The 20,240-nt window shown below is 53.2% G+C and carries 20 protein-coding genes and 2 tRNA genes; 10 read left to right on the forward strand and 12 right to left on the reverse strand.

All coding sequences use genetic code 11. The features are described 5' to 3' along the window. Positions 1 to 69 precede the first annotated feature (69 nt). Positions 70 to 1,797: a potassium/proton antiporter gene (locus CKQ54_RS16775; RefSeq protein WP_120161298.1), complete on the forward strand. Its 1,728-nt coding sequence runs from the start codon at positions 70 to 72 to the stop codon at positions 1,795 to 1,797. Between the two features lie 45 nt (positions 1,798 to 1,842). On the opposite strand, the gene osmE is transcribed toward CKQ54_RS16775, so the two are convergent. After that, positions 1,843 to 2,175 carry an osmotically-inducible lipoprotein OsmE gene (gene osmE, locus CKQ54_RS16780; protein ID WP_112291944.1) on the reverse strand — a complete coding sequence of 111 codons (333 nt, stop codon included), beginning with the start codon at positions 2,173 to 2,175 and terminating at the stop codon, positions 1,843 to 1,845. 242 nt (positions 2,176 to 2,417) lie between these two features. On the opposite strand from osmE, the gene CKQ54_RS16785 reads away from it, so the two are divergent. Then, the gene (locus CKQ54_RS16785; RefSeq protein ID WP_120161297.1) at positions 2,418 to 3,017 is read left to right on the forward strand and encodes a cupin; all 600 of its coding nucleotides are present in this window, start codon (positions 2,418 to 2,420) and stop codon (positions 3,015 to 3,017) included. Between the two features lie 6 nt (positions 3,018 to 3,023). Here CKQ54_RS16785 and CKQ54_RS16790 read toward each other — a convergent pair whose 3' ends face one another. From CKQ54_RS16790 to CKQ54_RS16815, 6 genes are all read right to left on the reverse strand, one after another. After that, entirely contained in the window at positions 3,024 to 3,500 is a 477-nt protein-coding gene (locus CKQ54_RS16790; RefSeq protein ID WP_120161295.1) for a GNAT family N-acetyltransferase, read from the reverse strand. Between the two features lie 65 nt (positions 3,501 to 3,565). Beyond that, complete coding sequence (locus CKQ54_RS16795; protein ID WP_208644633.1) at positions 3,566 to 5,158, reverse strand: methyl-accepting chemotaxis protein; 1,593 nt, start codon at positions 5,156 to 5,158, stop codon at positions 3,566 to 3,568. A gap of 244 nt (positions 5,159 to 5,402) precedes the next feature. Beyond that, the gene (locus tag CKQ54_RS16800; RefSeq protein WP_120161291.1) at positions 5,403 to 6,470 is read right to left on the reverse strand and encodes an ABC transporter ATP-binding protein; all 1,068 of its coding nucleotides are present in this window, start codon (positions 6,468 to 6,470) and stop codon (positions 5,403 to 5,405) included. Further along, positions 6,463 to 8,232: an ABC transporter permease gene (locus tag CKQ54_RS16805; RefSeq protein WP_120161290.1), complete on the reverse strand. Its 1,770-nt coding sequence runs from the start codon at positions 8,230 to 8,232 to the stop codon at positions 6,463 to 6,465. Before CKQ54_RS16805 ends, CKQ54_RS16800 begins: the two co-directional genes overlap by 8 nt. Positions 8,233 to 8,319: 87 nt before the next feature. Next, a complete protein-coding gene (locus tag CKQ54_RS16810) occupies positions 8,320 to 9,408 on the reverse strand; it encodes an ABC transporter substrate-binding protein (protein WP_120161288.1) in 1,089 nt (362 codons plus the stop codon). A gap of 198 nt (positions 9,409 to 9,606) precedes the next feature. Then, on the reverse strand, positions 9,607 to 10,497 hold the full coding sequence (locus CKQ54_RS16815; RefSeq protein WP_120161286.1) for an SDR family oxidoreductase: 891 nt from the start codon (positions 10,495 to 10,497) through the stop codon (positions 9,607 to 9,609). Between the two features lie 118 nt (positions 10,498 to 10,615). Between CKQ54_RS16815 and CKQ54_RS16820 the strand changes: the two genes are divergently transcribed. After that, positions 10,616 to 11,560: an AraC family transcriptional regulator gene (locus CKQ54_RS16820; RefSeq protein ID WP_120161284.1), complete on the forward strand. Its 945-nt coding sequence runs from the start codon at positions 10,616 to 10,618 to the stop codon at positions 11,558 to 11,560. Between the two features lie 59 nt (positions 11,561 to 11,619). On the opposite strand, the gene CKQ54_RS16825 is transcribed toward CKQ54_RS16820, so the two are convergent. Together CKQ54_RS16825 and CKQ54_RS16830 are read right to left on the reverse strand one after the other, a co-directional pair. Further along, a tRNA-Ser gene (locus tag CKQ54_RS16825) sits at positions 11,620 to 11,707 on the reverse strand. A 195-nt stretch (positions 11,708 to 11,902) separates the two neighbouring features. After that, positions 11,903 to 11,990, reverse strand: a tRNA-Ser gene (locus CKQ54_RS16830). A 387-nt stretch (positions 11,991 to 12,377) separates the two neighbouring features. Between CKQ54_RS16830 and yccA the strand changes: the two genes are divergently transcribed. Next, entirely contained in the window at positions 12,378 to 13,043 is a 666-nt protein-coding gene (gene yccA, locus CKQ54_RS16835) for an FtsH protease modulator YccA (protein ID WP_112287404.1), read from the forward strand. Positions 13,044 to 13,150: 107 nt separating this feature from the next. Next, complete coding sequence (gene tusE, locus CKQ54_RS16840; RefSeq protein ID WP_120161282.1) at positions 13,151 to 13,480, forward strand: sulfurtransferase TusE; 330 nt, start codon at positions 13,151 to 13,153, stop codon at positions 13,478 to 13,480. A gap of 6 nt (positions 13,481 to 13,486) precedes the next feature. Here tusE and yccX read toward each other — a convergent pair whose 3' ends face one another. After that, positions 13,487 to 13,765 carry an acylphosphatase gene (gene yccX, locus CKQ54_RS16845; protein WP_112287394.1) on the reverse strand — a complete coding sequence of 93 codons (279 nt, stop codon included), beginning with the start codon at positions 13,763 to 13,765 and terminating at the stop codon, positions 13,487 to 13,489. Positions 13,766 to 13,863: 98 nt separating this feature from the next. Between yccX and rlmI the strand changes: the two genes are divergently transcribed. Further along, positions 13,864 to 15,057, forward strand: a complete 1,194-nt coding sequence (rlmI, locus tag CKQ54_RS16850; protein ID WP_120161280.1) for a 23S rRNA (cytosine(1962)-C(5))-methyltransferase RlmI — start codon at positions 13,864 to 13,866, stop codon at positions 15,055 to 15,057. A 139-nt stretch (positions 15,058 to 15,196) separates the two neighbouring features. Next, positions 15,197 to 15,514: a heat shock protein HspQ gene (hspQ, locus tag CKQ54_RS16855; protein ID WP_112287392.1), complete on the forward strand. Its 318-nt coding sequence runs from the start codon at positions 15,197 to 15,199 to the stop codon at positions 15,512 to 15,514. 92 nt (positions 15,515 to 15,606) lie between these two features. On the opposite strand, the gene CKQ54_RS16860 is transcribed toward hspQ, so the two are convergent. Continuing rightward, positions 15,607 to 16,020: a CoA-binding protein gene (locus tag CKQ54_RS16860; RefSeq protein WP_112287391.1), complete on the reverse strand. Its 414-nt coding sequence runs from the start codon at positions 16,018 to 16,020 to the stop codon at positions 15,607 to 15,609. 188 nt (positions 16,021 to 16,208) lie between these two features. Here CKQ54_RS16860 and CKQ54_RS16865 point away from each other — a divergent pair, with 188 nt between their 5' ends. Together CKQ54_RS16865 and mgsA are read left to right on the forward strand one after the other, a co-directional pair. Further along, complete coding sequence (locus tag CKQ54_RS16865; RefSeq protein ID WP_120161278.1) at positions 16,209 to 16,859, forward strand: YccT family protein; 651 nt, start codon at positions 16,209 to 16,211, stop codon at positions 16,857 to 16,859. Positions 16,860 to 16,977: 118 nt separating this feature from the next. After that, on the forward strand, positions 16,978 to 17,439 hold the full coding sequence (gene mgsA / locus CKQ54_RS16870) for a methylglyoxal synthase (RefSeq protein ID WP_112287389.1): 462 nt from the start codon (positions 16,978 to 16,980) through the stop codon (positions 17,437 to 17,439). Between the two features lie 70 nt (positions 17,440 to 17,509). Here mgsA and helD read toward each other — a convergent pair whose 3' ends face one another. Beyond that, on the reverse strand, positions 17,510 to 19,564 hold the full coding sequence (helD, locus tag CKQ54_RS16875; RefSeq protein WP_120161276.1) for a DNA helicase IV: 2,055 nt from the start codon (positions 19,562 to 19,564) through the stop codon (positions 17,510 to 17,512). A 194-nt stretch (positions 19,565 to 19,758) separates the two neighbouring features. On the opposite strand from helD, the gene CKQ54_RS16880 reads away from it, so the two are divergent. Beyond that, complete coding sequence (locus tag CKQ54_RS16880) at positions 19,759 to 20,220, forward strand: YccF domain-containing protein (protein WP_112287387.1); 462 nt, start codon at positions 19,759 to 19,761, stop codon at positions 20,218 to 20,220. Positions 20,221 to 20,240: the final 20 nt, after the last annotated feature.

Consider the following 20,240-nt stretch of genomic DNA (forward strand, 5'->3'; position numbering starts at 1 on the left):
TAGGGGGATTGTCACTGATGACGACACCGCACGCCCCCGCACCACTCATGCCTTACAAGGAGAACGCTCTTGGACGCCAACACGATTAATACTCTTTTCTTTATTGGCGCCCTGTTAGTCGCAGCGAGCATTTTGCTCAGTTCGTTCTCTTCTAAGCTTGGCATCCCTATTTTGGTCATTTTCCTCGCCATCGGTATGCTGGCGGGCGTAGATGGAATTGGCGGCATTGCGTTTGATAATTACCCCGCCGCCTATCTGGTCAGTAACCTGGCGCTGGCCGTCATTTTGCTCGACGGCGGGATGCGTACCCGCGCCTCTTCCTTTCGCGTTGCGCTGTGGCCCGCACTGTCGCTGGCGACCGTCGGTGTCCTGATTACAGCCGGTCTGACCGGGCTGGCTGCCGCGTGGCTGTTCAATATCAACCTGATGCAGGGTTTGCTGATTGGCGCGATTATCGGCTCAACCGATGCGGCGGCGGTGTTCTCACTGATCGGCGGTAAAGGCCTGAACGAACGTGTCAGCGCCACGCTGGAAATTGAATCCGGCAGCAACGACCCGATGGCGGTATTCCTGACCATCACCCTGATCGACATGATTTCCAAAGGCCAACACGGCCTGAGCCTGATGTTTGTGGTGGATGTAGTGCGCCAGTTCGGCCTCGGCATTGTGTTTGGTGTCGGCGGTGGCTGGTTGCTGCACAAGCTGATTAATAAGATTACGCTGGCGGCCGGCCTGTATCCGTTACTGGCATTCAGCGGCGGCTTGCTGGTTTACGCCGCCACCATGGCGCTGGAAGGCAGCGGCATTCTGGCGGTGTATCTGTGCGGCCTGATGCTCGGCAATATGCCGATCCGCAACCGTCACGGCATTTTGCAGACCTTCGACGGACTGGCGTGGCTCAGCCAGATTGGCATGTTCCTGGTGCTCGGTCTGCTGCTGACGCCGAGCGATCTGCTGCCGATTGCTATCGCGGCGCTGGCGCTCTCGTTGTGGATGATCCTGCTGGCACGTCCGCTGTCGGTGTTTGTCAGCCTGATCCCGTTCAAAAACTTTACCCTGCGCGAACGCGTCTTTATTTCGTGGGTCGGCCTGCGTGGCGCGGTGCCTATCATTCTGGCGGTGTTCCCGATGATGGCCGGACTGCCTAACGCCACGCTGTATTTCAACGTCGCGTTCTTTATCGTGCTGGTTTCCCTGCTGCTTCAGGGTACGTCGCTGGGCTTTGCGGCGAAGAAAGCCAAAGTACTGGTGCCACCGCAGCCGACGCCGGTTTCCCGCGTCGGGCTGGATATCGACGTGTATAACGACTGGGAGCAATTTATCTATCAGCTGGGCTCCGACAAATGGTGCGTCGGGGCGGCGCTGCGTGACCTGCAAATGCCAAAAGCGACGCGGATTGCGGCATTGTTCCGTGGCAAAGAAATGCTGCATCCGACCGGCAGTACGCGGCTCAAAGAAGGCGATATTCTGTGTGTGATCGGCCAGGAAAAGGATCTGCCGGAACTCGGTAAACTGTTCAGCGACAGCAATAAAGTGGTGCTCGATGACCGCTTCTTCGGTGACTTTATCTTGCAGGCAGATGCGCCGCTGGATGCGATTTCACAGCTTTATGGTCTGAATCTGGAAGAGACGGTGGATCAGTCGCAAACGCTGGGACATTTTGTGATCAGGCTGCTCGGTGGTGAACCGGTTATCGGTGACCATATCGAATGGGACGGGCTGACGTGGACGATCGCAGAAATGGACGGGAATCAGGTGAGTAAAGTCGGCGTGAGGATTGTGACGCAGAAGGCTTGATGATTTAACGCCTTCCCCTCTCACGAGGGGAAGGCGTTAATTGAATTACTGACCAGCCTGCGGGTCTTTATCGTAGTCTGAACAGGACTGATAACCCTTATTCATGACATGACCGGTGTCGTTATAGCTAACGAAGTAGGTCTGAGCTTTACCATCACGCGGAGCAACCGCATAAGTCTGGCAAGTCCCTTTAGCATGGATAAGCGTGGCTTCAGTCGATGGTGGCCCTGCAATTGCACGAACCTGAGATTTGGTCATACCGACTTTAACGTCGCTGACGACAGGCTCTTTAACGTAGCTTGCTGCGCGATCGTAAGTCTGACACCCTGCCAATACAGAAACAGCTGTAGCAACCACAAGTAACATTTTCTTATTCATAAACTTCTCCTCCTGAGTACTTTTTGTATTGTTAAGCATAGAGGACATAAAGGATTTCGCCAGCCAATATGACTTTTATATGTTGATTGCTACAGATTTTAAGTTTTTTCTGATAACCGTCTCCCTCCCGCAACCCTTTTCTCTCAAATCTTTTTATGTTTCCAAAAAGAGGATTTTCAGGTTCTTTTGTTCTATACATGAATGAGGTAAGCCATTGATTGCGCGATAAGGAGCCCTGCCTGATGCTGTTGGATCGACGCCGGTTTGTTACTTTGCTGGGCGTGCTCGCCCTGATACCGATGCCACGTATGGCCTTCGCGACTGCCCGAGAGGTTGCTATGGATACACTGCTGATTAATAAACCCGACGGCGGTGTGCCGAATAACGCATTGCCGGTGCTGATTTATCACCGCGTCATTCCGCCCGATACCGCTGATAGTGCGGAATACCTCGAACACCTTTTCCGCACCAACGGCTGGCCGCCGCAGTGGCGTTATCCGGTGTATACCTTTACGCATTTTCACTCCAACACTCATGAAGTGCTGGGCGTTTATGCCGGTAGCGCAAAGCTGCAACTCGGCGGCGAGCACGGAAAAATTATTGAGGTAAACGTCGGGGATGTGTTGTTGCTTCCGGCCGGGATCGGCCATAAACAAATTTCAGCCGATGAAGATTTCATGCTGGTCGGCGCGTATCCGCCGGATATGAAAGCTGACCTTTGTCATGACGAACTGCCACAACTGGCAGCACGCACCAAGGCGGTCAATGCCGTGCCGCTGCCCGCCACGGATCCGGTGACCGGACACACTGAAGGCAGCATGCTGGTGTGGCATAAAGAGTAAAACCGGTCACAGCGGCAGCATCATCACCGTGACCTGTTCCCCCGCCTGCTCGCGTTGTTCGGTTTCCTGCCAGCCCAGACGGGCATACAATGCCTGCTGATCCGGCGTATACAGCCACAGTGCCTCAATGCCTGCGGCGCGGGCTTTTTCCACACAGGCTCGCACCAGCGCGCTGCCGATGCCTTTTCCGCGCACAGGCGCACAGGTAAAGACTTCGCCCAGCCAATATTCCCGTTCCGCACGATCGGCCAGTTCATAACGGATCACACTGGCGGTACCCGCAATCCCTTGTTTATCCGCCAGCGCCACCAGGGTGAACTCATGGTGACCGGCGCTGATACGCGCCTGTAACCGCTGACTGATCCGCGCCGGTTCCGCCCAGTGATCGAACGACGACCATTCTTCGTTAAGCAGTTGCGAAATCGCGGGAATATGCTCCGTATTTTCTGCCAGCGAACAAATCTCCAGCCCGTTGATGACCATTCAAAATCTTCCAGGTGACTGATGTGATGTCACAATTTGTCTGGCGGCAGCGTGTCTGTCAAGCCTCAGGCCGCTGTCAGGGCAAACCGCGCGACGGCCTTTTCCAGACGCTGCGACTGATCCAGTAACTGCTGGGAAGACGCCGCCGCATAATCGGCCAGTTTGCCGTTTTGCAGCGTCACATGATTAAGTGCGGTGATGCGTTCGGAGACATCGTGAACACTTTGCCCCTGATACAACGTCGCCTCTGAAATCTCACTGACCAGCGCACTCAGGCCGTTGAAGATATGGATAATCTCCTCCAGGCTCTGACTGAGCACCGTCACAGATGCCGAACCACGGCCAATCTGCTGCACGGAATCATCAATCAGCTGATGGATACCCCGCGTTGAGTGGCTGCTCTTTTGCGCCAGCAGGCCGATTTCTTTCGCCACCACCGCAAAGCCGCGTCCGTGCTGACCGGCGTGCGCCGCTTCAATCGCCGCATTCAGCGCCAGAATATTGGTCTGGAACGCCACGCTGTCAATCATAGAAACAATACTGCTCATTTCCGAGGACTGGCTGACAATCTCCTTCATCGCCGTGTCCACCTGCCCCATCACTTCGCCGCCGCGGGTCGCTACGCCTTTCGCCTGTTCGGCCTGTCGGGTGGCCTGCCGGGCATGGGCGGCATTTTCTTTCACGCGCTCATTGAGGTGAGTGATGTGTTCGGTGGCAGCTCGCAGTTCCTCGCTTTGAATCGCCGCCTGCGCCGACAATTCCTCGTTGCCTTTTGCCATCTGATCAATGTTCAGCATGATATGCGCTGAGGCGTCACGGACTTCGCTGACCAGTTTTTGCAGGCCGCGCTGCATATTGCGCAGGCTGACGCCCAGCTCACGGACTTCGATCACCCGCGCATTATCGTCTTCGACATCCCGCGATAAATCCCCGGCAGCCAGCACGCTGATGTGCCCGATCATGCGTTGCAGCGGACGGATAATCCACGCAGACACACCGCGCCAGACCAGCACCGCGATCACCGCCAGAATCACCAGCGCGCCCATAAACAGGGTTTTCGCCTGTGACAACGCATTCAGCAATCTGTCGCTGAGCGACACCGCCGTGTGCTCGTTAACGTCCAGATAAGCATAATATTTCTGGCTGAAGTCATCCTGAAACGCCTGAATCGGCACTTCAAAGAAGGAATCGATATTGTTGTTCTTTTGCAGGCCACCAGCCTGTTCGCGCAGACCGTCATAAAACATCTGGTAGCTGGCTTTAAGCTCCGTCGCGGCCTGATTGCCGTCTTTGGTCATCTCCTGAAACTGCGTGAAGGCTTTCTGCGATGCGGTCAATGAGCCGAGCGATTCTTCCATCAGGCTGTTCCAGCTGCCGACCGAGCCGGTTTCTTTATCCTGCATGTAATAAATGCCAGCACGGTTGAGTTTGTCACTGGCCATCAGCAATTCCATGCGGGCTTTATCCATCACGGCTTGTTGCTGACGCAAACTTTCAGTAGCGATCACGTTGTTTCGCGCATCCTGAAGGATTTTGGTGAGCACGACAGTGGAGAAAATCTGCAAAGCAGAAAACAGGGCGATAACACAAATTACCCCAAAAAGTATTCCCCGTGGACGTCTGTAGAAAGCAGATCGAAACAATCTGTTGAATGGCATCTTACCAGTAAGTGAACGAGTGGTTAAAATCATGATTATTCTGCATTATTTAAACAGGAAGCAGAATTTTACGCGCGGGAAATGACAGAAATATTTCAATAAATTGTCCGACTTCCGGTGATACCCTAAATAATTGAAGCTGCAGGAAGGCGGCAAGCGATGGGATCCCGATGAGCTTACATAAGTAAGTGATTCGGGTCCCTGAGCGTAGCCAACGCACCTGCAGCTTTAAGTATGACGGGTATTATTTGGGAAAGATCCAGACATGCTGTTCAGGTAGCTTCAGGTGGCAGTGCTGCGGATCTCGCACATCGGTGCCATACGCACGAATGACAAAATCATCGCCCGCCGTACGGAACAGATATTCCCAGCGGTCACCGAGATACATGCTGGTCAGCAACGGTAATTCCAGCTGATTCTCGCCCGGTCCGTCAGCCAGCACCACGCGTTCAACGCGGATCACTGCCGTGCCCTCCTGCCCGGCCTGCACGCCCTCTCCCGCCTGTCCCCACAGCACCCAGCCGCTGCCTTCGATGCGCGCTTTGCCGTCGCGTACTTCGGTGACTTTGCCGTGCAGACGGTTGTTGCTGCCCATAAACTCTGCGGTAAACAGCGTTTTCGGCGAGCCGTACATTTCCTGCGGCGTCCCCTGTTGTTCGATTTTGCCGTTATTGAGCAGCAGAATGCGGTCTGAAATCGCCATCGCTTCGTTCTGGTCGTGCGTCACCATCAGCGCCGACAGCCCCAGTTTGATGATCAGTTCGCGCAGGAACACGCGCGCTTCTTCACGCAATTTGGCGTCGAGGTTCGAGAGCGGCTCATCAAGCAAAATTACCGGCGGGTTGTACACCAGCGCACGGCCAATCGCCACGCGCTGTTGCTGACCACCGGAAAGCTGATGCGGATGGCGTTTGCCCAGATGTCCGAGGCCGAGCTGGTTGAGAACATCCTGCACACGCCGGGTGATTTCGCCGGCAGAAACTTTGCGCAGTTTCAGCGGATATGCCACGTTCTCGAATACTGTTTTGTGCGGCCACAGGGCGTAAGACTGGAACACCAGCCCGAGGTTGCGCTCTTCGGCCGGAATTTCGCTGCGCGGTGTGCCGTCGTAAACCTTATTTTTGCCGATAACGATGGTGCCTTTGACCGGTTTTTCCAGTCCTGCGACCGCACGCAATAAAGTGGTTTTTCCGCTGCCGGAAGGCCCGAGCAGTGACACCACTTCGCCACGTTTCAGATCCATCGAAACACCTTTTAACACCGGATTGTCGCCGTAGGTTAAGTGCAGATTGTCGACCGATAATTCAATCATGTAATTTGACTCCAAAACGAAGGGCAATACCCAGACCTAACACCACCAGCAGGATGTTAATAAAGGAGAGCGCGGCCACGATATCAATGGCACCCGCCGCCCACAGGGAAACCAGCATCGAGCCGATGGTTTCCGTACCCGGCGAAAGCAGATACACACCGGTGGAATATTCGCGCTCGAAAATCAGGAACATCAGCAGCCACGAGCCAATCAGACCGTAACGCGACAGCGGAATGGTGACGTGACGGGTGATCTGCCCGCGGGTTGCACCGGTACTGCGCGCCGCTTCTTCCAGTTCCGGTCCGACCTGCAACAGCGTCGAGGAAATCAGCCGCAGCCCATACGCCATCCACACCACGGTATACGCCAGCCAGACGCTAAAAATCGTGCTGCGCAGCGATCGCAGCCAGACCACCAGGTTATCGCGCAGCCACTGCGACCATGGCATACCCGAAAGCCAGCCGGATTTGAGCGCGTTATCCAGCCACATCGGCAGGAACAGGAACACCCACAGAAAGGCCAGACCGGCCAGCAGCCCCGGCACCGCACGCGGCACCAGCACGCTGTAATCGAGGAAACGGGTGACGCCGTCCGGCTTACGGTGCATCGCAATGCCGATAAACAGATAACAGGCCACCGCCAGCGCGCCGCCGATAACACCAATAGCCATGGAGTTGACGATCGCACGCAGCAGGTTCGGCTGTTCCCAGATGGTGCGGAAAGTATTGAGCGACAGTTCGTCCCAGATAGAGACACCGACGCCCCAGTTGGAAATAAACGCCCGCAGCATCACGCCAATCAGCGGAACACCGATAGTGACAGTCAGCCAGAACGCCACTACGGCACCGGCCACCCAGCGCCATTTGCCGAGCGGCAAGGCACGCGCCTGCGACGCTTTTCCTTTGACCGTGACGAAACGGTTGGCGGTACGCATCAGGCGGCGCTGCAACATGACCAGCGGAATAGTGATACAAATTAGCACCACGGCGACGGCAGCCATCAGATGATAAGACGGCGTGCCGAGTTTGTTGGTCAGCTGATACAGATAGGTCGCCAGCACCATGTTGCCTTCCGGGTCGCCGAGCACCAGCATCAGACCGAACACTTCCAGCCCGAGGAAGAACAGCAACACGGTGGCGTACAGAATCGACGGGCGCACCATCGGCAGACTGACCGCAGTCATCACCTGCAACGGCGAAGCACCGGCGGTTCGCGCGGCTTCTTCAACATCCGACCCGACGCTGCGCAGCGCCGAGGAGATATACAGGTACGCGTGCGGAACGTGCGTCAGACCGGCGATCACCACGATGCTCGACATGTCGTAAATGTTCCACGGGACGAACCCAAGAATAGCCTGCGCCCACAGCGAGAAGAACCCGACCGGACCGGCAGCCACCACGTAGCCGAAACCTAATACCATCGGCGAGACGAAAATCGGCACCAGGATCAGCGGTTCAATCATGCGTCTGCCCGGTAAATCCGTACGCACCATCAGGAACGCCAGAATACCGCCGAGCGGAATCGCGATCACCACCAGCCCGAAAGCCAGAATAAAACCGCTTTTCAGTGCCTTGTAGAAATCCGGATCGGTAAAGATGAATCCAAAAGATTCGAAGCTCCATTCTTTTGACGGGGAAAAGAACGGTGCGGAGAGGAAACTTTGTATCACGATGAACGACAACGGGATGTAGATAACCAGCGCCGTTATCAACACCACAATGCCGCGCGGCAGGCTCTGCCACTTTCTGCGCAATGCATTCATGTTACTTCCCTTCGGTTAGAAACAAGGAGAGCGAAATCAGGCAGGAAAAAGGAAGCGCGACAAAAAGTGACGCGCTTCGTTATGCCACTACTTGGCAGCAGCGGTACGCCATTGTTTGATGTAATCCAGGCGTTTTTTCTGTTGCAGGTATTCCAGCAAGGTTTCATCGACCGGGATTGGCTTGAGCGCATTGCCTAACATTTTGGTCATGCCGTCGATGTCGTTTTTGCCTTCGATATCGTTGCGGATGGACGGAATGTCAGCCTGATTGGCCAGAATGCTCTGCCCTTTCTCTGACAAGACGTAGTCCAGCCACAGTTTGGCAGCATTGCTGTTTTTCGATTCCTGGCTGATGAAAGACACGCGGGAAAGTACCAGGGTGTAATCCTTCGGATAGGAAATCCCCAGCGACGGATCCGTTTTGGCGCGGGCTTCTGCGTACGATCCCAGGATGTTGAAGCCGATCAGGTTTTCGCCGGAAGAAACGCGTTCCATCATGGTGCCGGTGGAAGACTGCACCGCTAAGCCGCCTTTGGCGACGTCAGCCAGCGTTTTGAAATAATTCGGATCGGCTTTGAAATCTTGTACCGACAACATGAAGCCGAGACCGGATTTCTCGATATCGTACGTGGTGACTTTTTTGTTGAATTTTTCGGTCTGGCTGGCGATCAGTTTTGCCAGCGCTGCATGTGAATCAGGCACATCACCGGCCGGGATCAGACGCTTATTGTAGATAAACACCACCGGCTCATAGGTCGTGCCGTAGGCTTTGTCTTTCCACACCGCCCATTTTGGTAACTGACCCTGTTCAGGGGATTTATATTCCTGCGCGTAGTCTGTCGCCAGTTTCAGCGCGGTATCCATGGAAGAACTCCAGACGACATCGCCGCTGGTGCCGCCCGCCGCCTGCTCACTGATATAACGGTTGTACAGTTCGGTGCTGTTCATGTCGTTATATTCGACTTTGATACCCGGATAAGTCGCCTCGAAGCCCTGGATCAGCGGGCCTGCGGCTTTGGTGTCGGTAGTGGAATACACCACAACTTTGCCTTCTTTGGTCGCCGCATCGACGATTTTTTGATAGTCGGCCGGATAGCCCTGAGGTAATGCAGACATTGCAGAGAAAGACATCATTACAGCCACAGCAATCAGAGAGATACGTAATTTATTCGACATTATTGTTAACCTCTAGTTACATTTGGGAAACTAAAAATCAACATAACCCATAACATCGGACTGGCAATAGGGTAACGTTTTTATCTTCACGATTTGTGATTCGGGGCGTTTTTTAGGCAATTAACACCATTAAAACCACGGCAAAAAATGCAAAACAGGCCACCTGAATGGCCTGTTTTGAGTGTCAGAAAACGGGAGTTATTCAAAATATCCGGCGGTATCAAGATCGGTCAGTAAATCAGGATGTACCGGTTTCCAGCCCAAAATATCGCGGGTGAACTGACTAGACGTCGGGTTATTCAGCGAAGCAAAATGCGTGAACCAGCCAAAGTGCGCCGCCAGATCCTGCCCGTCTTTACTGACCACTGGCAGATTCAGGTGCTTACCAATCAGCGTGGCAATGTCGCGAAATGGTACGCCTTCCTCTGAGTTCGCATGATATATCGCATTCTGCGCACCCTTCTCCAGCGCCAGCACAAACAAACGCGCGGCATCAAAACGGTTCACCCCGGGCCAGAGATTTTTGCCATCGCCCGGATATGCGGATTCGCCTTTTTCGCGGGCCGTCGCAATAATCAGCGGCACAAATCCGTGATCACCCGCACCATGCACCGAGGGCGGCAGACGCACCAGTGAAACCCGCACGCCCTCCTCTGCCAGCTTAGCAACGGCAAGATCAGACGCCACGCGCGGATTTTGTCCCTGCGGATCGGGTAAATCATTTTCTGTCGCCAGCCGTCCGGTATTCACCAGCGCTGTGCCGGAGGTCACGATCAGTGGTTTTTTTGTGCCTTTTAACGCTGCGCCTAAAGCACCAATCGCCAGCCGGTCTTTTTCACAGTTTTCCAGAAACGTCGAAAAGTCATGAATAAACGCGGTGTGGATCACACCGTCGGCCTGCGCCGCGCCGGACGTCAGACTGTGCAGATCTTCAATACTGCCTCGATGCACATCGGCACCCACGTCGGTCAGCGCCTGCGCCGAAGCATCAGAACGCGCTAAACCGAGCACCTGATGGCCTGCGCGCAGTAATTCCTGCACCACCGCAGAACCGACAAATCCTGTCGCACCTGTCACGAATACACGCATTGCGAATTCCTCTGTTGTTGATTCAATTTGCTGCTTTCGTAACAGAATATAGGCGCTGGAGAAAAGACGATCTATGCGCTAATGTCCGTATTATCTTTGCAATCGTCCGGAGTCACTGATGGATCCTCTTTCAGATGTGTTGTCACTGCTGAAGCCGCGCAGTTATATGTCCAAAGGTTTTGAAGCCGGTGGCAAATGGTCGGTGCAATTCCCTGACCATTATCAGTCAATTAAATGCAACGCCATCATTACGGGTGAATGCTGGCTGGCAGTTGATGGCGTGCCCGCCGCAGTCCATCTCAAAGCTGGTGATTGTTTTGTGTTACCGGGCGGACGCCCGTTCAGGCTGGCGAGCGATCTGAATCTTCCGCCTGTCGACGCCGGGCCGATTTTCCAGCAGGCGCAGGATGGCGGGACTGTTTCCTGCAACGGCGGCAAAGATTTCTTTCTCACCGGAAGCCGGTTTGCAGTCAGCGGCGCAAACGCCTCAACCCTGCTGGCAATGTTGCCGCCAGTGGTGCATATCTCGAAAGAATCCGACAGGCAAAGTTTGCGCTGGGCAGTGGAATGTATGATGCAGGAACTGCGCGATGAGCGGCCTGGCGGATTGCTGATCGCGCAGCATATGGCGCACATGATGCTGGTGCAGGCGCTGCGGATGCACGTCGATAATTCACCGGCAGGTGAAAACAGCGGCTGGTTTGCTGCGCTGGCGGATAAGCAACTTTCCAGGGCACTGAATGCAATGCATGAGGATCCCGCAAACCGCTGGACGGTGCAGACGCTGGCTGAACGGGCGGGTATGTCACGTTCGGTGTTTTCGCAGAAATTTAAGCAGGCCGTCGGCAGTGCGCCGCTTGAATACCTGACGCGCTGGCGGATGTTGCTGGCCGGAGACCGGCTGGCGAACGGTAAAGAACCGGTATCAGCAGTGGCGTTTTCGCTCGGGTACGAATCAGAGAGCGCGTTCAGTACGGCGTTCAAACGCACATTGGGGTGTTCCCCGAGGCAGTACGGGCAGAAAGATCAAACGGACGTAGAAAATACAGCAAGTGCGGAGTGAGTCGAATTTCAGACACAAAAAAAGCCGCTAATTGCTTAGCAGCTTTAATGTGTTGTTTATGGCGGAGGAGGAGAGATTCGAACTCTCGAATGGTTTCCCATCGCCGGTTTTCAAGACCGGTGCCTTCAGCCGCTCGGCCACCCCTCCGTAAACAACAAGCACTTCGCGACATCAGTCGTTCAGTACGGGGCGTAGTATACAAGACCGAGGAAAAGATGCAATCATTATTTTCAGTCTAGTTTGTTGATTTTATGAGCATTTAAATTGTCTTCATAAAGTCGCGCATAAATCGCAGATACAAAAAAAGCCGCTAATTGCTTAGCAGCTTTCTTGTGTTGTTTATGGCGGAGGAGAAGAGATTCGAACTCTTGAATGGTTTCCCATCGCCGGTTTTCAAGACCGGTGCCTTCAGCCGCTCGGCCACCCCTCCGCAACGAAGCGAACTATAAACAGTGCCGATCCTCTTGTAAAGTCTGATTCTGTTCGTTTGCCTGAAAAACAGGCATTCGGCTTGCAAGCGGTGATTTAAGCATCATTTCGGCGATTTTGAAGCCAGGAAACCGCGCCCTGCCCGCCCTGAGCAGGTAAAGAAGGGTAAAACGTCTTTAATGACGCTCCGCAACTACTTACACTGCAACCTGTTTGTATTTTCACCGACTCCAATTAGATACCCAAAATAATTTGGGTCGCAGGAAGGCGGCAAGAGAGGGAGTCCCGATGAGCTTACACAGGTAAGTGATTCCGGTGACCGGGCGAAGCCAACGCATCTGCGACACAAAGTATGAAGGGCTTAAGTGAGAATTTTATTATGAACCGCATGGATCGTATCGTTGCATCTTCGTCATCATCACGCGCTGGCTCGTTGCTAAGCACGCACCGGGTGCTGCGTAATACTTATTTTCTGCTGGCGCTGACTTTGGGCGTTTCCGCAATTACTGCGACGGCAAGTACGGTTCTAAGATTGCCGTCCCCCGGTTTTCTGCTGACGCTTGTTGGCTTCTATGGCCTGATGTTCCTGACTTACCGCACAGCAAATAGCCCGGCGGGTATTTTGTCCGCTTTCGCGCTGACCGGCTTTATGGGTTATACGCTCGGCCCGTTGCTGAGCTCGCTGCTTTCGGTCGGTGCCGGTGACATTATTATGCTGGCACTGGGCGGTACCGCACTGGTGTTCTTCTGCTGTTCAGCCTACGTGCTGACCACGCGCAAAGACATGTCGTTCCTTTCCGGCATGATGATGGCGGGTTTTGTTGTGCTGCTGGTGGCGGTGATCGCTAACCTGTTCCTGCAAATTCCGGCGCTGTCGCTGGCAATCAGTTGCCTGTTTATTTTGTTCTCTGCGGGCGCGATTTTGTGGGAAACCAGCAACATCATTCATGGCGGCGAAACCAACTATATTCGCGCGACCGTGAGCCTGTATGTCTCGCTGTACAACATCTTTGTCAGCCTGCTGAGCATCCTGGGTCTGTCATCGCGTAACTGATGATATCGGATGGTCCTCTAAGCCCCGCCCTTGCGCGGGGCTTTTTATTTTGTCTGACCGGCGTTTTTGATAAACTGACCGCCGCATTTTTACGGGTTTGAGGTTGTATGCTGCAGTTTGAAGGTCAGATTATTGAAACCGACGCTCAGGGTTACCTGAAAAACAGTCAGGACTGGCAGGAAGGCATGGCACCCCTGCTGGCGGAAGAAGAAGGGATCGCGCTTACCGACGCCCACTGGGAAGTCGTGCGTTTCGTACGCGAGTTTTATCTCGAATTCAATACGTCGCCTGCCGTACGCATGCTGGTGAAAGCGATGGCGCAGAAATATGGCGAAGAGAAAGGCAACAGCCGCTATCTGTTCCGGCTGTTCCCGAAAGGCCCGGCTAAACAGGCGACCAAAATTGCCGGTCTGCCCAAGCCGGTGAAGTGCCTGTAAAAGACTTCAGTATTTGATTTTGAAATCGCTGTAATGGCCGGGTGCGGTCGGCTCGCTGAGCACACGATCTACCCGTGCATGCTTCGGCCCGCCCTGCTTTAACCAGGCCAGCAGCTGTTCCACCTTTTCCTGTTCGCCGCACGCCACCACTTCGACGCTGCCATCCTCAAGATTTTTTGCATAACCGGTCAGACCTAAACCGGTGGCCTGATGTTGGGTCGCAAAACGAAAACCCACGCCCTGCACCATGCCGTACACATAGGCGGCTATACTGACTGTTGCCATAATTTTCTCTCCGTTAGCGGTATGGTTCGTTGCAATTTCACCTGCATGACCGGACAATGTCGCTCTTTTTTGTCTCCGAACCGACAGAACCTAATTTTATGACTGCACGTTTAATTCTGGCCAAAGGCCGTGAAAAATCACTTCTCCGCCGCCATCCGTGGGTATTTTCCGGCGCGGTACACCGTGTCGAAGGCAAAGCCAATTCCGGCGAGACTATAGATATTGTAGACAGTCAGGGAAAATGGCTGGCACGCGGTGCCTATTCACCGTCTTCTCAGATCCGTGCGCGTGTCTGGACGTTCAAGCAAGACGAAGATATCGACATTGAATTCTTTATCCGCCGTCTGCAACAAGCGCAAAACTGGCGCGATTATATCGCTAAGCGTGACGGACTGGACGGTTACCGCCTGATTGCTGGTGAATCCGACTGTCTGCCGGGCATCACCATCGATCGCTTCCAGAATTTCCTGGTGCTGCAACTGCTGTCAGCGGGTGCCGAATACCAGCGTGCGCCGCTGATTGCTGCACTGCAACATTGCTATCCTGAATGCGCAATCTGGGACCGCTCAGACGTCGCCGTGCGTAAAAAAGAAGGCCTGGAACTGACTCAGGGACATGTGGTCGGCGATGAGCCGCCTGCCCTGCTGCCGATTCAGGAACACGGCATGAGCCTGCTGGTGGATATCAAGGAAGGCCACAAAACCGGCTTCTACCTCGATCAGCGCGACAGCCGTCTTGCCGCACGTAACTATGCTGCAGGCCGCAACGTTCTGAACTGTTTCTCTTACACCGGGGCGTTTGCGGTATCGGCGCTGATGGGCGGCTGTACGAAAGTCACTAACGTGGATACCTCTCAGGCAGCGCTTGACGTGGCACGTCAGAACGTGGAGCTGAACAAGCTGGATCTGTCGAAAGCTGAATTCGTGCGTGAAGACGTATTCCAGCTGCTGCGCAAATATCGGACCGAAGGCCAGCAGTTCGACATGATTGTGATGGATCCGCCGAAATTCGTTGAGAACAAAAACCAGCTGGCGAGCGCCTGTCGTGGCTACAAAGATATCAATATGCTGGCGCTGCAACTGCTTCGTCCGGGCGGTATCCTGCTGAGCTTCTCCTGTTCCGGCTTGCTGCCAACAGATTTGTTCCAGAAAATTCTAGCCGATGCCGCACTCGATGCGGGACGCGAAATTCAGTTCGTTGAGCAATTCCGTCAGGCCGCCGATCATCCGGTGACCGGCGCCTATCCGGAAGGCCTGTATCTGAAAGGTTTCGCCTGCCTGGTGATGAACTAAAAAAGGGTCTGACAGACTAAGCACGGCGTGCTGTACTGACGACACGCCGTCGAATTTTTAGCAGAATGAGCGGTCATAACTTGAAATAGCGCGTTTTATCTCCATATAGAGATCAATGTATTATTTTGGGAGGTGACTTATGATTGCCAGTAAATTCGGTATCGGCCAGCAGGTTCGCCACAGACTGTTAGGTTACTTAGGTGTGGTGATTGATGTCGATGCAGAGTATTCGCTCGAAAAGCCCGGTGTCGACGATGTCGCCGCTGACGATTCCATGCGCACCGCTCCCTGGTATCACGTGGTGATGGAAGATGAAGAAGGCCAGCCGGTTCATACCTATCTGGCGGAGATTCAGATTGATCACGAAGCCGCGCGTTCTCATCCGGAGCAAACGTCTCTGGATGACCTGGCTGAATCAGTCCGCAGACAGCTTATGGCGCCACGCCTGCGTAACTAAGTCTGCTCCTGCGGCACGCTCTTAAAATTAAAAACCGGCTTCGATGGCCGGTTTTTTTATTGCTACATTTCTTTGCTGATTAGAGATGGCGGTTACTTTTCCATCCCCAGACGCGGAATTTCGATTTTCGGACAACGATCCATCACGACTTTTAATCCGGCCTCTTTTGCCAGCACGGCAGCCTGTTCATTGATTATGTCTAACTGAAGCCACAGCACTTTGGCCTTAATGGCAATCGCTTCCTGCGCCACGCCATACGCGGCTTCGACATTACGAAATACATCCACCATATCCACCGGATGCGGAATTTCTGCCAGAGATCCGTAGGCTTTTTGCCCCAGTAACTCCTTGCCTGCCAGTTTCGGGCTGACCGGAATCACCTCATAGCCCTGAGAAAGCAGATACGCCATCACGCCATAGCTTGGACGCCCCGGATTGTCACTGGCACCGACCAGTGCGATAGTTTTCACTTCTTCAAGAATCTTGCGAATATCATTATCTTGCACGGGATTATCTCCTTTTACCTGTATTCGTTAAGTGTAACGCAGGCTGGCTATTCCGACAGCCCGTGGTTCAAAAAGGCGACTTGCCTCACCTTGCTCGTGTTAATTAAAAACATTTTGTAAAACTTTGACACATTATCGCCATTGCTGAATAATAGACGATGAGCAATTTGGTATTTGGGGAGAGAAGAATGAAAGTCTGTCATGCGCTGGTCGCATTAGCGAGTCTCAGCCTGATGGCGTCAGCTTCGGCGACCTCACTCAAATTGTCTCCGGATGTTGACGTTCTGGTGATCGACGGCAAACAAATGTCTGGCGCTATTCTGAAAGGTGCGGACAGTCTGGAACTCGACGGCGGTCAGCATCAGATACTGTTTCAGGTCAGCAAAAATCTTCGCGCCGGCTTGATGCCGATGTATCACTCCCCTGCGCTTATTGTGACGTTCAACGCCAAAAGCAGTCGTTCCGTTTCTTTCGTTTTGCCAAAACTGAGCAACGAAACTGAGGCGGCGCAATTTAACAAGCAGATGAATTATCAGCTGGTTGATGATCAGGGTCGGCAAATACCGACCCAACGTGATGTGCTGAATATGTTTAATCCCGGCCACACTGCGGACGCTGAAAAATTGATGATTACCTACAATTTGTCCGGCGCACGTGCAGCTGTTCCTTTGTTTGCGAAAGGATTCACGGATAAAAAAACGGCACTGGCTCAGGAAACACCGTCGAAAATTTCAATTACTTATCTCCATCCGCTATGGACACGACTGGCTGCCAACGCCAGCTTCGAACAATTATTGCTCTGGTTTAAGCTGCCAGGTGAACAGGAACGGACATCGTAACTTAACCTGCATCACGCAATCTTTCTGTAAACACTGAATTATCGCCCCCGCCCTTTGCAGTAAAACGGACTTTCAGTATTCTGTGATCCACTCTTACTTTCGCGTTGAAGGGAATTTGATGGAATACACGACCCGTACGATCGCAAAACAAAAACACATTGCTCTGGTCGCGCATGACCACTGTAAAAACACCCTGATGAAATGGGTGGACAAAAACGTCGCCGAACTTTCCAAACATGTTCTCTACGCAACCGGCACCACCGGTAATCTGGTGCAGCGTAATACCGGCATCAATGTAAAAAGTATGCTGAGCGGCCCGATGGGTGGCGATCAGCAGGTTGGCGCGATGATTGCCGAAGGCAAAATCGATTTGCTGATTTTTCTGTGGGATCCGCTGAATGCGGTTCCGCATGACCCCGATGTGAAAGCCCTGCTGCGTCTCGCAACTGTGTGGAATATTCCGGTAGCGACCAATGTGGCGACCGCGGATTTCCTCATCAATTCCCCGTTATTCCAGTCTGAAGTCGATATTGTGATTCCCGACTATCAACGCTATTTATGGTCGCGCCTGAAAGAGTGATGTGAAAGCTCGCACTGATAAAAGTCATCAAAGTTAAAAAGAAAACCCGGCGATTGCCGGGTCTGTCATTTCAGGGTTTACGCTGCACCGGAACGCCGATATCTTCCAGCTGTTCTACAAATACCGACGGACGCTGTTTATCCTGCATCAGCCAGACCTGATGCTTCGCCCGCGTCATGGCCACATACAATAAACGCCGCTCTTCAGCATCCATAAAGTCTTCAGGTTTCGGAAGCAGGACTTCTTCCAGAAGGGATTCGCGCGCCGCCGCCGGGAAACCGTCGTTCCCTTCATGCAGCCCGACAATAATCACATATTCTGCCTGTTGCCCTTTGCTGGCGTGAATGGTCATAAATTCCAGATTGAGTTTTGGCCAGCGCGTTGCCGCCTTCTCGAGAATTTGCGGACGCAGATGGTGATAGCGCGACAGCACCAAAATCCGCTCGTCGGCCGTGACGTATCCGCTGAGCTTATCCAGCAGTTTTTCCATCTGGTCCTCAGGCAGGATCACGACATTCTTCTTGTTACCTTTGGTCAGACTGTTCAGCGGTTTTTTCAGCTGATGAGGGTTTTGCTGGACGAACTTATTAGCAATCTCGCCGATACGATCGTTGAACCGGTACGTGGTATCCAGCGCACATTGCGCGCCTTCGCCAAAGTTTGTGGCAAAGGCGGTGGTAAGCGAAAGCTCGGCGCCACTGAAACGGTAAATCGCCTGCCAGTCATCCCCGACCGCAAATAAACTGGTGTGTTTGTTGAGCTTACGTAAGGCAGAAAGCAGCAATGCGCGCTGTGGCGAAATATCCTGAAATTCATCCACCAGAATATGCTTCCACGGGCTGACAAAGCGGCCTTTTTCCAGAATATTCACCGCCTGATGGATGAGCCCAGAGAAATCTACCGCGCCCTCATCTTTGAGCGCGGTTTTCCAGGCTTTCATCAGCGGCGCCATCAGGCGAATGCGTTTCGTGAACAGGTCTCTGACTTCTTCCGGCGCACTTTCAATCATTTCTGCCTGACTGCCGCCGTGCATACGCATCAGGCTGAGCCAGCGTTCGAGACGGCTTCCGAGACGTTCTGCCAGGGATTTATTTTTCCAGTAATCACCGTCAGGAACCGTCCATTCCAGCTCGTCGGTCATCCACTGCCGCCAGCCGCTGGCCTGGACTTTTTTCTCCGCACACTGTTGCTGCCAGGTTTTGATCAGCAGCGAGCGACGCGCTTTAGCATCCGTTTCGAGTTTGCTTATCTTCGGCGCTTTTTTGCTCCCTTCCTGAATAATTTGTAACGCCAGCGCATGGAAGGTTTTGGCTTTAATCCCGTCAGTGTGCAGCCGTTGTTTAATACGGGTATTCATTTCATCCGCAGCCTGACGCCCGAAAGCCAGCAGAAGAATTTGCTCGGGAAGTGCTTCCTGACGACGCAACAACCAGCCAGCACGCGCCACCAGCACGGATGTTTTACCGCTACCGGCACCGGCCAGCACCAGAACGGAGTCCTCACCATTGACCACGGCGCGACACTGACTTTCGTTAAGAGGCGAAACCTCAACGGTATCGAAAAAATCGCGATTATCCGCAATGACCCGTTCGGTCCAGGCCAGATTACGTTGTGTGACACTGCGCTTCCCCTGCTCCAGCCAGCGCAGGCAGGTCTGGTAATCATCACGGCAATTGTCAAAATCATTAAGGCGTTCTACGGGCACCGGAACCGCAGAAAAAGCTTCCTGAATATCTTTTTGTACATCGGCTAAATCAGCCCGTTTGAACCATTTATCCTGCTGCTCAATCTGCGTGATTTTTTCGATTTGTCCGTGCAATACCCCCGCGCTGACACCACTCATTTCCTGACTCCAGGTCTGCCAGATATTAAGGAGGTACTGATAAAACCGCTGAGTTTCTTGCCATTCGGTACCATGAAGACGGACGACTTTCTGTTCCGGCAATTCAAATTCCAGCTCACCCCAGACAATGCCGCGCTTACAGCGGATCTGGATGAGCTGATTAAAAGGGATCAGGTAGTGATGTTTATCGCCACTGACTTCAACGCCCGCATTAAGCAGACGCACCCGGTTGTACGGATGCTGCGCCAGATGTTTCCCGAATGAGGTCGATTTCAATTCCATATCATCACACCGTATTTTCTCTAAAATTCCTGACGGAAAGGTAATGTTTATAATTTTACATGCAAGTGTATTTAAGAGTTTACCTTTGATAAGCGCAGGCGATCCACGTTCCAAAACAGGGTAGAATAAGAAGTATGTTTCCTTTTGGGAAACATGAATTCCTTTAACTTTTCATATCTTCGGGAAGAGCAGACATGCGCACAGTTCTCAATATTCTCAACTTTGTTTTAGGTGGTTTCTTTACCACTCTCGCCTGGCTATTTGCCACGCTGGTGAGCATCGTACTGATCTTTACCCTGCCCCTCACCCGCTCTTGCTGGGAGATCACCCGTCTGTCTTTGATGCCATTTGGCAACGAAGCCGTACATGTTGATGAATTGTATCCTGAAAAACGCAATGCGCTGATGTCCGGCGGTGGTACTCTGTTGAATATATTCTGGTTTATTTTCTTCGGCTGGTGGTTATGCTTGTCCCACATCATGGCGGGTATCGCTCAATGTATCAGTATTATCGGCATTCCGGTGGGCATCGCGAATTTTAAAATCGCCGTTATCGCACTGTGGCCGGTCGGACGCCGGGTGGTTTCCGTCGAGCTCGCCAGACAAGTTCGTGAAGCGAATGCCAGCCGTCTGATGAAAGATGGACGCATTCGCTGATTTTCATCATTTTTGATTTT

The organism is Rahnella variigena (assembly GCF_003610915.1).
GTDB classification, from domain to species: domain Bacteria; phylum Pseudomonadota; class Gammaproteobacteria; order Enterobacterales; family Enterobacteriaceae; genus Rahnella; species Rahnella variigena.